We start from the raw sequence: 14,828 nt of genomic DNA on the forward strand, positions 1-14,828 counted from the left end.
TTTATTTAGCTTATTATAAATGTTTTATTGCGTCCCATATCATCATGGTTAAATTTGTACAAATGACTTTCCATGGGAATGCTAAAAAACTGCCCACGTATATAGTTCTCTCTATAAAAAAAGCTATAGAGATGCTTCTTGATTTTTATAAATAGATATGATTGTCTCTACCAAGTCTAAAGGGGAAAATAAATAAATGATCGCACGTATTACAACTGTTGCTTTTCGCGGTCTAGAAGCAGTCCCTGTCGATGTACAGGTTATGATTTCGTCTGGTAAAATAGGAATGGCTATTGTTGGATTAGCTGATAAGGCAGTTGCAGAAAGCCGTGAACGTGTACAAGCAGCCCTCCACGCTTGTGGACTTTCTATGCCTACTAAACGAATTACGATTAATCTTGCACCAGCTGATTTGCCTAAAGAGGGATCGCATTATGATTTGCCAATCGCTGTAGGCTTAATGCTTGCTATGGGAATCCTCCCTCCCGAAGTAGCTCAAGACTATATCATTTTAGGAGAATTATCACTGGATGGTTCACTTACCGCTGTTAATGGTGTTTTACCAGCTGCCATGACAGCTTTATCACTCGATAAAGGACTGATTTGTCCCTTCCAATGTGGACCTGAAGCAGCATGGGCAAATGCAGAAATAAATATTCTTGCCCCAGAGACTCTGCTCACTATAGTCAACCATTTCAAAGGAACCCAAATTCAAAAACGTCCACAACCGCGCCAATATACTATCGAAACTGGACTTCCAGATCTTTGCGAAATCAAAGGACAAAAAACAGCCAAACGTGCCTTAGAAGTTTGTGCTGCTGGACGCCATAACCTTTTGTTTGTAGGTCCCCCTGGTGCTGGAAAATCTATGCTAGCGCAACGCTTACCTTCCATTTTGCCACCTCTTGATAGCCGTGAGCTTTTAGATGTCTCTCTGATTGCTTCTATTACAGGAGAAACGGTTCATAATACCATTTCACTTCATTGCCCCTTTCGTTCCCCACATCATTCTGCTTCCATGGCCGCAATGATTGGTGGAGGGCTTAAAGGACGACCAGGAGAGGTCTCCCTTGCTCATAATGGTGTGTTATTCCTTGATGAATTGCCTGAATTTTCTCCACAGGTTCTTGATTCTCTTCGTCAACCTTTAGAAAGTGGGGTGTCAGTTATCGCCCGCGCTAATCACCATATTAGCTATCCTGCTCGCTTCCAACTTATTGCCGCAATGAATCCTTGCCGTTGTGGTATGGCAGGCGAAAAAGACCATGTTTGCCCTAAAGGGATACGCTGTCAAATCGATTATCAGTCCCGTATTTCTGGTCCTCTGCTTGACCGAATTGATTTACGGATTGATGTCCCTGCTTTGACGGCTATAGACCTTATGCAACCAGAACAATCAGAAAAAAGCTGTGACGTTGCCAAACGCGTCGCACGGTGCCGTACCATTCAAGCTAAACGTTTTTCAACAATGGGGTTTGATCATATTCGTACCAATGGCGATTGCCCTGCCAAAATTATAGAACAGATTGCCATTCCTGATAAAAGTGCGACCATACTCTTACGAGATGTGAGTGAAAAAATGCACCTCTCTGCACGCGCTTATCATCGCATTCTCAAAGTTGCACGCACAATTGCTGATCTTGACGGATCAGATACTCTTTCACGCTATCATCTCGCAGAAGCTATTTCCTATCGACTAGGCGCAGAAAGATTAACAGCCCTTAATTAAAAAACTACTCATCAATAAAAACTTATTGGAAAATAACGCAAATAAAGTTCTGTAAGTTTACCATCCTCTTCTAGAGATTTCAGCGCATAATTGAGTATATCAACCAATTTTTCATTCTTTTTTGCAACAGCAAGCTGCATTCCTTGCCCCAATAACTGTGGCGCCATATATGCCCCCCCAACAAAATGGCAGCAATCAACAGATTTTTGTTTTTTGAACCATAATGATAAAGCAAATCCATCATCAAAAATAAGGTCAATTTTACGCTCTTGTAATGCTTTATAGAGCTCTTCTCTCTTTTTAAACCCTTGCCATTTGGCTTTAGGAAAATAATGTTGAAAGAGTTTTTCGTGAACACTTTTAGACAAAACACCACTGGTTAAATGTATCAATTGATCGCTTATTGGCTCATCGAGATTTAAACGTCGAGAAGCAACAAATCGCGCTGGAAAGCGCAAATATGACTTTGTAAAAACAAGATCTTGCTGGGTTTTACTTGTTTCTTTTAAACCCGCAATAATGACTTCTGCACCACCATTTTTAACATGTTCTACAAGCTCTTTCCAAGGAATCACTTCTATTTCACAAAGCTTCTCTAATTTTAATTTTGAGCAAATAGCGCGCAATAAATCGATATTATAACCTGCAAGATACCCCGATTGATCAATAAAATTAAAAGGAGGAAAATCAAAACTTGTTACAAAACGCAAACGAAAGATATCCGTTGTATCAGGTTGTACCAAATGTTCATGCGAATCAAAAAAAGAAGGCAGCCTTTCAGCTTCTGCGTAAGAGGAAAATAGAACCCCCCCTGCTACAAATAAAATACGAATAAAAATATTGTATGGATTATTGAATAAAAAGTACTTTAAACGCAATTGAAGATGTTTCACATATATAGATTTTTTTATTTTCAAAATCTCTCCCCCATTTTTCAAAACTAAGATGCAACACTTCTTAACTATTATCTAACGCACTTCACCAAAATATCTGGCGTTTAATAAATAAAATTCTTGCTATTTTTGAAACCATTGAAAATGCTTAGATTTCTGATGTTAATTTTCCAAAATGAATATATAAAAAGTAATTTTAGAGAAAAGCGATTTAATTTTTTAATATAAGAAATAAGCTGTATATACTTTAGTGGTACACTTTATTTTATCAAAATATCCCGCGTACCTTAAAATATTAAGACCATTTCCTTGCGTATCACAACCTGGGAAGTATATAGATACTATTGAAGAAAAGAGTAAAAACACCCCTCAAATGCCGAGGGTTTTCTCAACATTAAGGTTGCACCAACATTTAAGAGCTGAAAAATAAAATGATGATTCTGATTTGCACTTTATTGTCACGATGGGAAAGATGGGGGACATAAATCTTGTAGTATTCACAGGGTATTTTGCGTTATACTATTCAAATATCGTTGTAAAATGAGTTTGGGAACATTGAGAGATGCTCCTTAAAAAGTGCGTGAATAAACAGTACAATGGCGTTTTGTTTTGAATGAGCGATGCAACCTCACGAGAATACAAGAAACAAAAGCGTAAGATAATGCGTCATTACCCTCCTTATTCAAAAACATCACCGTAAGACGTTTTTTTTAAATTGTAAAGTTGAATATAAAGATGATCGTGGAAACATGTTTTTACATTTACGCATTTATATTTTCCTCAAATAAAGCTTTTTTCACATTTTAAAGATGACACAAACCAATATACATAATATTTTCGTCTCAATCTAACATACAAAAGTTTGAACTGCTTAGAGAGCTCGCAACCTTTGTTTTAAATATATGGTAGAATTAGGATTGAAAAATTGATTTATGGATAAAACAAGTGAGACCTTTATTAGTGTAACACAAAATGCATAACTAATTCTGAAACAGAACGTATATGCAAAAATAAACAAAGTAAATAGCATCGTTTATGAAACAGCTTTTTGTATAAGTCATAAGTGTTTATTCGCCTTATATCACCGCCCTAGTGTTTTACAGCATAACAGTACACTATCATTTTATCATTCTCTCCATTATATATCGACAGATATTGAATCTAGATCTGATATACGGTAAATATTTAATGTGGTTATTCCATAAATAACTGATCAGAACATTGAGCTTTAAAAAAAGCGGATAAAATATTGTAAATTGAACACAGGAATGGACTAACTTATGAGTGATGAAATAACCTCACCAGCACAAAGCAATAACTATGATGCCGCTTCTATCAAAGTTCTCAAAGGTCTTGATGCTGTACGCAAACGTCCTGGTATGTATATTGGTGATACTGATGATGGATCGGGGTTACATCATATGGTCTATGAAGTTGTAGACAATGCTATCGATGAAGCTTTAGCCGGTCATGCAACTCTTGTAAACGTCACACTCCATGCTGATGGTTCTTGTTCTGTTCGTGATAATGGACGTGGAATTCCGACAGATATCCATCCAACAGAAGGTATTTCTGCAGCTGAAGTTATTATGACACAGCTTCATGCCGGCGGAAAGTTTGATCAAAACTCTTATAAAGTTTCAGGCGGATTACACGGTGTTGGCGTCTCTGTTGTGAATGCATTATCCGTTTGGCTTAAATTGCAAATCAAACGCAATGGTAAAATTCATGAAATATCATTTACCCATGGGGTAGCTGATGCTCCATTAAAAGTTGTTGGCGATTGCGATCAAGAAAGTGGAACAGAAATTAGATTTTTACCAAGCTCTGAAACCTTTACTATGGTTGAGTTTGATTTTGAAATTTTGGAGCGCCGCTTACGGGAATTAGCCTTTCTAAATTCTGGGGTTTATATTCTTCTTGTTGACGAGCGTCATGCTGATATTAAATCCGTTGAATTGCATTATGAAGGTGGATTAATAGAGTTTGTGAAATATATTGATCAATCAAAAAAAGCTCTGCTTGATACTCCTATTTATATTGCAAGTGAAAAGGATGGTATGAGCGTTGATGTTGCCCTATGGTGGAATGATTCCTATCATGAGAAGGTCTTGTGTTTTACCAATAATATCCCTCAGCGTGACGGTGGAACTCATTTGATAGGTTTCAGAAGTGCCCTTACACGCCAAATTAATGGCTATGCTGAATCTTCAGGTATTGCTAAAAAAGAAAAAGTGAACTTAACCGGTGATGACTGCCGTGAAGGATTAACAGCTATTCTTTCTGTCAAAGTTCCTGATCCAAAATTTTCTTCACAAACAAAGGATAAGTTAGTCTCTTCTGAAGTGCGCCCTATTGTTGAAAGTTTGGTCAATGAAGGTCTTTCAATATGGCTGGAAGAACATCCTCATGAAGCAAAACTTCTCATTAGTAAAGTGGTAGAAGCTGCAACAGCACGTGAAGCAGCACGCAAAGCACGTGAACTAACAAGACGAAAAGGGGCGCTTGATATCACTTCTCTACCAGGAAAGCTTGCCGATTGCCAAGAACGAGATCCCGCAAAATCAGAAATCTTTATTGTCGAGGGGGATTCGGCTGGCGGTTCAGCAAAAAGTGGGCGCTCACGTCAAAATCAAGCAATTTTACCCCTTCGTGGTAAAATCCTCAATGTTGAACGAGCACGTTTCGACCGCATGCTCTCATCTGATATGATTGGAACACTTATTACAGCTCTTGGAACGTCTATCGGGAAGGATGAATTTTCACCGGATAAATTACGTTATCATAAGATTATTATCATGACGGATGCGGACGTTGATGGAGCCCATATTCGTACTCTGCTGCTCACTTTCTTTTTTAGACAAATGCCCGAGTTGATTGAACGTGGACATCTTTATATTGCTCAGCCTCCTCTTTATAAAGTGTCGCGTGGAAAATCTTCCCAATATATTAAAAATGAAGCAGCGTTTGAAGAATTCTTGATCGATACTGGATTAGAAGAAACAACGCTTGAGCTTTCAACGGGAGAAGTTCGTGCAGGGGCTGATTTGTATCAACTCGCTAAAGATGCTCGTATATTACGTCAACTTTTAAATGGTCTTCATACCCGTTATGACCGTAATATTGTTGAACAAGCAGCAATTGCTGGCGCTTTTAATCTTGAAGTCTTTGCAACACAAGAAAAAGCGCAAAAAATAGCAGATACTACAGCACACCGCCTTAATCTGATTGCTGATGATATGGAACAAGGTTGGAGTGGACAATATACAGCAGATGGAAGTTTATGTTTTGAGCGTATTTTGCGTGGTGTTAAAGATGTTGTTACGCTTGATGTGGGACTTATAAATTCAACTGACGCACGCCAAATTGATCGCATTTCCCAAAATTTTATCGACATATATCATCCTCCTGTTCTTTTACGTCGCAAAGATAAAACAGAGCGTATTTTTGGTCCTATGAGCCTTTTAGAGAGCATTTTTACAAACGGTAAAAAAGGTGTTACTCTTCAACGTTATAAAGGTCTTGGGGAAATGAATGCTGAACAACTTTGGGAAACAACGCTTGATCCCAATGCACGTTCTCTTTTACAAGTAAAAATTAATGATGCAACCGATGCAGATTCACTCTTTTCTCGTCTCATGGGTGATGAAGTTGAACCTAGACGTATTTTTATTCAAGACAATGCCTTAAGCGTTGCCAATCTTGATATCTAAAGGTACTCTTCTGTTTTTGGCTGTGTAAACGTCGTAGTTTTATACGTTGTTTTTTCGTAGTTGAACATTCCCTCTCTATTTCATTTACGATAAAAGAAAAATAAGGAAGATCATATACATGGCAATTGAAACAGAACGTGTAGGAACCAAGGGTGGCATGGAGCACTCTTTTGGTTTTACAAGAGTAGATGAAACACAAAAACAATTCATGGTGGATGGTGTGTTTCATTCTGTTGCTGAAAATTATGACAAGATGAATGATATCTTATCCTTAGGGCTACACCGTGTGTGGAAAAATTCCATGATTGCTTGGCTTTCCCCACCAGCACTTTCTCATTGGAAAGTTCTTGATGTCGCTGGCGGTACAGGTGATATTGCTTTTCGTATTCTTAATGCTTCACGCCAAAAAGCCCATGCTACGGTGCTTGATATTAATGGCTCAATGCTCAGCGTTGGCAAAAAACGCGCACAAAAAAATGGTCTTGCCCCTCTGATTGATTTTGTTGAAGCCAATGCAGAAAATCTACCTTTTGAAGATCGAAGCTTTGACGCTTACACGATTGCTTTTGGAATTCGCAATGTTCCTCATATTGATCAAGCTCTTAGAGAAGCTTTTCGTGTTTTAAAGCCCGGTGGACGTTTCTTATGTTTAGAATTTTCAAATGTCGAGATGCCTTGGCTCGATAAAATTTATGATCTTTGGTCTTTCCATGCTATCCCTAAGCTGGGTCAATTTATCGCAAATGATGGCGATGCTTATCGTTATTTGGTTGAATCTATCCGCAAATTTCCTAAGCAAGATGATTTTTCCCATATGATCAAGCATGCGGGGTTTTCGCGGGTATCGTACCGCAATCTCACCGGTGCGATTGCAGCGCTGCATTCAGGTTGGAAAATTTAAAAATGGTGCAAATTTCCCCTTACTTTCAATTGATGCGTGCAGGATGGGTTTTAACACGTGAAGGTGTTTTAAGTGCTCTTCCTCATGATGATCTTCAAGGATTTCCAGCGCTATGTCATCGTATAGCGAGTGCATTAGCACGACGCAAAACAAAAAAGAAACAGCGATCTGAAAATATTTCATATGCCATTAATAAGCTTGGACCCTCTTACATAAAACTTGGTCAATTTCTTGCAACAAGGCCTGATATTGTCGGCCGTGATATTGCGGAAGATTTGTCACAACTACAAGATCGTGTCCAAACATTTTCTTGCACCGCCGCTATTGCTCAAATTGAAAGTTCTCTTGGTCGCTCTATTGATGATTTATTCGTAAATTTTTATCCCCCCATTGCCGCCGCTTCTATTGCTCAAGTTCATCCAGCTGAATACAGTGATGAAACTGGCCATAAGAAAAAATGTGCTGTAAAAGTTATTCGTCCCAATATCAGAGCACGTTTTTCTAAAGATCTTAGAGGATTCTATCTCATTGCTCATTTGCAAGAGCGCTATATCCCTGCCTCTCGAAGGCTTCGTCCTGTTTGTGTGGTGGATACTTTAGCACAAATAACACGACTTGAAATGGATTTACGCTTAGAAGCAGCAGCTATATCTGAAATGGCTGAAAATATTCAACATGATACAGGCTTTCGGGTTCCACGTATTGACTGGGAACGGACAGGACGTAATGTTCTTACAATGGAATGGATTGATGGTATAAGAATATCCGAAACTTCCAAACTCAAAGAAGCAGGATTTGATTTGAAGGCGCTTGCTATTACGCTTATTCAATCTTTTCTTCGTCATACACTGCGTGATGGTTTTTTTCACGCCGATATGCATCCTGGTAATTTATTTGTAGATGAAAAAGGATGTATTGTCGCTGTTGATCTAGGTATTACAGGACGGCTTGGAAAAAAAGAAAAGCATTTCCTTGCTGAAATTCTTTACGGCTTTATTACCCGCGATTACCATCGAGTTGCACGTGCCCATTTTGAGGCAGGCTATGTTCCTTCACACCATAATATTGAAAGCTTTGCGCAAGCCAACCGCGCTATTGGCGAACCAATTCACGGACAATCAGCACAAAGCATTTCCATGGCTAAATTGCTCACTTTATTGTTTGAAGTCACTGAATTATTTGACATGCAAACGCGACCTGAACTTTTATTGCTGCAAAAAACGATGGTTGTCGTGGAAGGTGTTGCCCGCACATTAGACCCCACTTTTAATATGTGGAAAGCTTCTGAACCCATTGTCAAAGAATGGATTAGTAAAAATTTAGGACCCGTAGGCGTTGCAAAAGACTTTAGTGAAGGAGCACAAGCTCTCCTTTCGCTGGCACGCAAAACACCACAATTGGTTCAAAATTTCCAACAAATAGAAGAAGATTTTAATCAAATGAGAAAAACAGGTTTTAATCTTTCTCATGCTACCCTCAAACAACTTGCTGTAGAACAAAGTCACAGAAACCGTTATGGTCGTTATAGTCTTTTCATCATTGCACTTTGTTGCGCTTGTCTTACTTTTTACTTTTTTCATCTTTTCTAATCTCCTTAATATGCTAAAAATATCAACAATGAAATCATTGCAATCATTTTATTTCTTGGAGGTATTTTATGGCCAGTATTACCATTCGTAACCTGTCTCCTGAAACCAAAGAAGCTTTGCGCATACGCGCCGCGCAAAATGGTATTTCTATGGAAGAAGAAGTCCGGCGCCTTTTAAGCAATCCCTCTCTTCTCACCACACAACCCCTTCATGCTAGCGCTGTTGAAATGCAATCATTGAAATCAAAATCTCTCCTTCTTATTATTGGTGGAAGTATTGCATCCTATAAAGCACTTGATTTGATTCGCCGTTTACAAGAACGTGGAGCACATTTAAAAGTTGTGATGACAAAAGCAGCGCAAAAATTTATTACGCCTTTAGTCGCTGAAGCTTTAAGCGGTGGTACTGTATATACTGATTTATTTTCACGCGAAGAAGAACACGATATCGGACATATCCGATTAGCACGTGATGCTGACCTGATTATTTTAGCTCCTGCTACAGCCAACCGTATTGCAAAAATAGCCAATGGCATAGGAGATGATCTGGCTAATTGCATTCTTTTAGCGGCACGCTGTCCACTCTTGATTGCACCCGCTATGAATCCGTCCATGTGGACGCATCCAGCCACTATTCGCAATGTTGCACAATTGCGCGCAGATGGCGTTCATATCATCGGACCAGAAATCGGAAATATGGCTGAACGTGACGAGATGGGATATGGACGCATGAGCGAACCTTTAACTATTGTCGCTACCATAGAGAATCTTTTGAATGTGCATGAAAAACCTCTCTCTGACCGCCATTTCATCGTTACCTCTGGCTCTACCCATGAACCAATTGATCCAGTGCGTTATATTGCTAATCGGTCTTCAGGTAAACAAGGTCATGCCATCGCAACCGCTCTTGCACATTTGGGTGCAAAAGTAACACTTATTTGTGGACCTGTTAATCTCGCAGACCCACAAGAAGTAAAAACCATTCATGTTGAAACAGCACAACAGATGTTACAAGCCGTTCAAACCGCATTGCCTGCTGATGGTGCTATCTTTGTTGCCGCTGTTTGTGACTGGCGCAGTCAAACGCAGTCTTTACACAAAATTAAAAAGAATGCTCATAAAATACCACCATCCCTTCATATGGTTGAAAATCCTGACATTTTAGCAACGATTGGACACGCTCCAAACCGCCCCTCATTGGTCATTGGTTTTGCTGCTGAAACATGTGATATCATTGCCAATGCACAAAAAAAATGTGTTGAAAAAGGAGCTGATTTCATTCTTGCTAATGATATTTCTCTTCAACTAGATGGTACAAGTGTCATGGGCGCTGATACAAATCAAGTTTATCTCGTAAGTAGAAAAAAAGTTGAACAATGGCCCCATATGAGTAAACAACACGTAGCGCAAAAATTAGCAAACGTGATTGTATCATTTTTTGCCCCCAAAACACCTACTCCTCATGAGGAAAATATACCCCTTTGCAAATAAGAACTCTTCAAACGCGTTGATATTAAAACACCTTATAAAATAGAACTGACAATAGGTGTCTATCCATCTCAATTAGTATATAATATTTCTGGTTTATAATGATAATATCGCATTGTTCATATTAAATTAGAATCCCAAATATCATAAGATTCTCTCATTCCCAATCTCTCTCATGTTGAATCAATAAAAATCATTTTCTTGCACGTTGTAAACAAGGATAACTGTATGAATACAAAACGTTTCAGAAAGAACTAAAAGCGCTTATAATGGACCGTCTCAAGAACCAAGGGCTTGTCTCGGACAAACACTGAGAATGATGGTGCCAGCGTGCTCTTTTTATTAAGCGTAAAGTTAGTGATGCCCTATAAGTTTTATATTATTCACGAGAGCTTTACCCATATACCATTCACAAACGCTGTTGCGAAATGGGTGTGATGAGCGTTGGGAAATGTTTTTTTAAAAAATCCTATCTCACCCTAGCCTTCATAAAAGTAGGATCTATTGCACCACTGTCTCGCCAGCTTATAAAAAAAAACAAGCTATCATTCACTTTGGCTACCATCAATTTTGACAAAGCTCTTGTAATGGATAAAATTTATAAAAAGCATTTTCTTTCTTCAATGTTTTTATCCACATATCGGTCATATTTATGATATGCAAATAAATGATTTTGATTGTTTCATGATGAGAGCAGCTAATGAGAAAATATGAAAACTTTATTTTGAGCTCTTATTCGCTATGAAAAATAATGTATAAATCAATGATATTATAATATCTCAATGCAATTTGAAGCATATCTCACACTGACGCTTATAAAGAGTGTAGACAAAATTCACTGCACCACTGTCTATAAGTTTATGAAACTGAAGCCTTTATTATTTTTCTCAGTGATCGGTCTTTAAAATTAAATGTGTGTGTCCTCTCTCCAGAATACCAAGACCACAAAAACTAGAATTTTATCCATGATATCCTCACATTGTGATGTTTCATGAGAAGCATTTTTATTCCTTTATTGAAAGCTTTGTATCCATACATTGGTCTCGCCTATAATGTGTACGTAAATAATTTTTTGATGTTGAATAGAGTCTTTGAAATTAAAGAATATTTCTATATTTGGGATTCTTATTCAAGTTGAAAATGATCAATTCTCTTCGATAAATTAGTGGTGTTATTATCTAAAAATTATTTGATACAGTGCACCACTTGTATGAAAAGTGCTTCAATGAATGCTTACTTCATTGCACTTATAGCTTTTAAAATTCAAAATCTCATCATTTTTAAGCATCCGTGGTTTCTCCCTTTCTTTGCTTCCTCAAAAAACTGCTCTTCTATGGGATCGGACGGTCAATCGCCTAAGCTTATTTTTTCCACTTCTATCATATTAATCATTCTGTTGCCCAAAATTAGAATATCTACGGAGCTACTACGTTACCCCTATTCCATTGAACTCAATATTTTTTTGAAAGCGAGGGGCAAAAGCATGCCGCCAAATAGTAGAAAAGTACAGAATTTTAGGAATTGTGTAAAACAATTAAGCACTTAGATAAACGAAGTTAGATAACTCTACTGAATAAATAGAAGTAAACAACTTTTCTCCCAAATAGTTCTTATTCCTTAATTTTTTACATATATCATATAAACGCAATAATCTACACTATGTACAAAAATACTAAAAATTTCTTCTACAACAGCTACTTTTTAAATTCTTCTTTGTTTTTAAAAATCAAAATTTCTATTTATTCAAACTTTATTTTTAACAAAGAAACCTTAACCGTTTTTTATAATGTTCTTGAAAAAAATCTTGTAATTCAAAGAAAGAAAAAATTACACTGTACATACTTTAAATATATTTCTTGTTTTTTTTGCTTCTTTCCTTAGTTTATTAATCTATGATTTTTACTGCTGCTTATCGTGCTTTACAACGTCTTATGACCTCGCAATATCGTATTATGATACTGAAAGCATTGGGGGTTACTTTTTTCATTCTCACCATTTTATGGTTATGTGTGCACCAACTTTTTGTGTCTTACTTTTGGCCCTGGATTGCTCAATTTCTTCCTGGACTCCCTAGTTGGGCGGGATGGATTGGTTTTAGCATGCTTATCATTTTTAATCTTGGTTTGGCTCTTTTGTTGGCTTTTTTGATTGCACCGATCTCAGCTATGATTGGTGGTTTTTTCATTGACTCTGCTGCTGAAATCATTGAAAAAGAGGATTACCCAAACGAGCCTATTGGACAAGCTTTGCCGTTTCAGCGTTCTCTTATCATTTCCTTTAAATTTGTTATTTTAAGCCTTCTTGGTAATGGAATTGCTTTTATTTTATTCTTCATACCAGGTATTAATTTAATTGCTTTTTATCTTATTAATGGTTATTTGCTCGGTCATGAATATTTCTTGTTTGCGGCTTACCGTTTTCGAACAGAACAAGATGCCCGTGCTTTTTTACATACTCATTACACAACGGTTTTTGGCGCAGGATTATTGATAGCGCTTTTTGTTTCGATTCCAATTCTTAATTTAGCAACACCGCTTTTTGCAGCTGCCTTTATGACATATTTACACAAAATGCTTTCCCAAAAGACCATGGCACGCATTACACAAAAATAGTGTTCCTTGACTTTAAGGTTAATAAAACTTGCCAGCCAAAGAAAACATAATATAAAATTTTATGCTTTATCTTTTATTAAAGCAATATATTGATTTATAATGATAACTTATCGTTTCACAACATGAGTGAAAAACCTAAATATTATGAGGGTTTTTCATTTTAATCCTATTCATATTAGGTCAATTGAAATCGTTTGTTAATATGTCATAAACGGAGGTGGTGTGCGGATAAAAGTACTTTCAAAAAGGCGTGAAATATCTTTATATGAATCCTCTTAATGCAAACATTATCGTCGTATTGAAAACTGAAAAAGAATATGATGGTGTCGCTTTGTACTTTCTATTTCAGTAAAAACGGATAGCATAATGTCTTTTATACCATTCATGGAGAGTGTATACTCTTCATAAGAGAGTTTTGGAAATTATTGAAAGATATCTGTGTAAAATAAACACGTAAATGAGTAATATAATGGTATTTTGAGCGTATTCTATTTTAATTGTGAAAAGCACGCGCTTTAAAAAAACCTTTTGAAAAAAATCTTGCTCTGATGTTAGCGTTTCGCTAATATGATGTCGTCTTATACAGTATTTTAAATGGATTATTTTAGCCTTATTAACGCCTTATATTATAAGGTTTCTTTTCTTCAGAACCGTTGATACGAGTGATTAATTGGATATTCATTTTTATTAAAAAATAAGGGATTTGTTAACCATCGCAAGGAGTGAATTTTAATACCAAAGTAAAAAAATAAAAACATGTAAGTTCTTAAACTTATGAGAAATTTGTTATAGGGAATACTCTTCATAGATATGATTGTTATGATATTGGAAAATTAAAAAGTTAAAAAACAAGCTATACGTACACTGATAAAAGTATTAAATAGACTCCTTTGTTCCACCGGTAAAGCAAATGTGACTGCTTAGATTCATATTCTTTCAAATCATGCGAAAGATGTGTAATATTTAAAGGAAGGTTATAAAGATGAACTGGATTACAAATTATGTTCGTCCTAAAATTAACTCTATATTGGGGCGCCGTGAAATTCCAGAAAATCTATGGATTAAAGATCCTACCAGTGGTGAAATGATCTTCCATAAAGATCTGGAAGCTAATCAATTTGTAGCTCCCAATTCTGGTCATCATATGCGTATTAGCGCTAAAAATCGTCTCATGCATTTTTTTGATGATGGTGTTTATACAGCTCTTGAAAATCCAAAAGTTGTAACAGATCCTTTAAAATTTCGTGACGAAAAACGCTATATTGACCGGTTAAAAGATTATCGTTCTAAACTTGGTGTTGATGATAATATCTTAAGTGCACGTGGTACGATTGAAGGCTTACCAATCATTGCAACCGTTCAAGATTTCGCCTTTATGGGTGGATCACTCGGTATGGCTTCAGGAGAAGCTATTATCAAAGCTTTTGATACTGCCATTGCCGAAAGGCGTCCGCTGGTTCTTTTTTCTGCTTCTGGTGGCGCACGCATGCAAGAAGGAACGCTCTCGTTGATGCAAATGCCTCGTACAACTGTAGCGATTGAAATGTTGAAAGAAGCAAAACTTCCCTATATTGTTGTGCTGACTAATCCAACCACCGGTGGTGTTACTGCTTCTTACGCCATGCTTGGTGATATTCACATTGCCGAACCTGGCGCTATGATTGGTTTTGCTGGTCCACGCGTGATTCAACAAACTATACGCGAAACCCTACCAGAAGGTTTTCAAAGTAGTGAATATCTGCTCGAACATGGTATGATTGATATGGTTGTATCACGTTTAGAAATGAAAACAACGATTGCGCGTCTTTTACGTTTGATGATGAAACGCCCTGCTGTTTTTAACCCTTCCGATCCATCCCCTACAGACTCTCAAACATCGCTTTCTACAACAAAAGCAGCTTAAA

8 protein-coding genes are annotated in these 14,828 nt (G+C 37.2%); 7 read left to right on the forward strand and 1 reads right to left on the reverse strand.

The window, feature by feature from the left end:
• The first annotated feature begins 196 nt into the window (after positions 1-196).
• On the forward strand, positions 197-1,729 hold the full coding sequence (locus ACFIO5_RS00540; protein ID WP_375636377.1) for a YifB family Mg chelatase-like AAA ATPase: 1,533 nt from the start codon (positions 197-199) through the stop codon (positions 1,727-1,729).
• 11 nt (positions 1,730-1,740) lie between these two features.
• On the opposite strand, the gene ACFIO5_RS00545 is transcribed toward ACFIO5_RS00540, so the two are convergent.
• Positions 1,741-2,646, reverse strand: a complete 906-nt coding sequence (locus tag ACFIO5_RS00545) for an ABC transporter substrate-binding protein (RefSeq protein ID WP_375636379.1) — start codon at positions 2,644-2,646, stop codon at positions 1,741-1,743.
• A 1,256-nt stretch (positions 2,647-3,902) separates the two neighbouring features.
• Between ACFIO5_RS00545 and gyrB the strand changes: the two genes are divergently transcribed.
• From gyrB to accD, 6 genes are all read left to right on the forward strand, one after another.
• On the forward strand, positions 3,903-6,335 hold the full coding sequence (gyrB, locus tag ACFIO5_RS00550) for a DNA topoisomerase (ATP-hydrolyzing) subunit B (RefSeq protein ID WP_375617480.1): 2,433 nt from the start codon (positions 3,903-3,905) through the stop codon (positions 6,333-6,335).
• Positions 6,336-6,453: 118 nt separating this feature from the next.
• Positions 6,454-7,236 (forward strand): bifunctional demethylmenaquinone methyltransferase/2-methoxy-6-polyprenyl-1,4-benzoquinol methylase UbiE, encoded by a 783-nt coding sequence (ubiE, locus tag ACFIO5_RS00555; RefSeq protein WP_375617479.1) that lies wholly within the window; start codon positions 6,454-6,456, stop codon positions 7,234-7,236.
• A gap of 2 nt (positions 7,237-7,238) precedes the next feature.
• Positions 7,239-8,825: a 2-polyprenylphenol 6-hydroxylase gene (gene ubiB / locus ACFIO5_RS00560; RefSeq protein WP_375633664.1), complete on the forward strand. Its 1,587-nt coding sequence runs from the start codon at positions 7,239-7,241 to the stop codon at positions 8,823-8,825.
• A 68-nt stretch (positions 8,826-8,893) separates the two neighbouring features.
• On the forward strand, positions 8,894-10,315 hold the full coding sequence (gene coaBC / locus ACFIO5_RS00565) for a bifunctional phosphopantothenoylcysteine decarboxylase/phosphopantothenate--cysteine ligase CoaBC (RefSeq protein ID WP_375633663.1): 1,422 nt from the start codon (positions 8,894-8,896) through the stop codon (positions 10,313-10,315).
• 1,889 nt (positions 10,316-12,204) lie between these two features.
• Positions 12,205-12,924, forward strand: coding sequence for a sulfate transporter family protein (locus ACFIO5_RS00570; RefSeq protein ID WP_375633662.1), 720 nt, complete (start codon positions 12,205-12,207; stop codon positions 12,922-12,924).
• 982 nt (positions 12,925-13,906) lie between these two features.
• Positions 13,907-14,827, forward strand: a complete 921-nt coding sequence (gene accD, locus ACFIO5_RS00575) for an acetyl-CoA carboxylase, carboxyltransferase subunit beta (protein ID WP_012754464.1) — start codon at positions 13,907-13,909, stop codon at positions 14,825-14,827.
• Position 14,828 lies beyond the last annotated feature (1 nt).

Source organism: Bartonella sp. AA86SXKL (assembly GCF_042196885.1).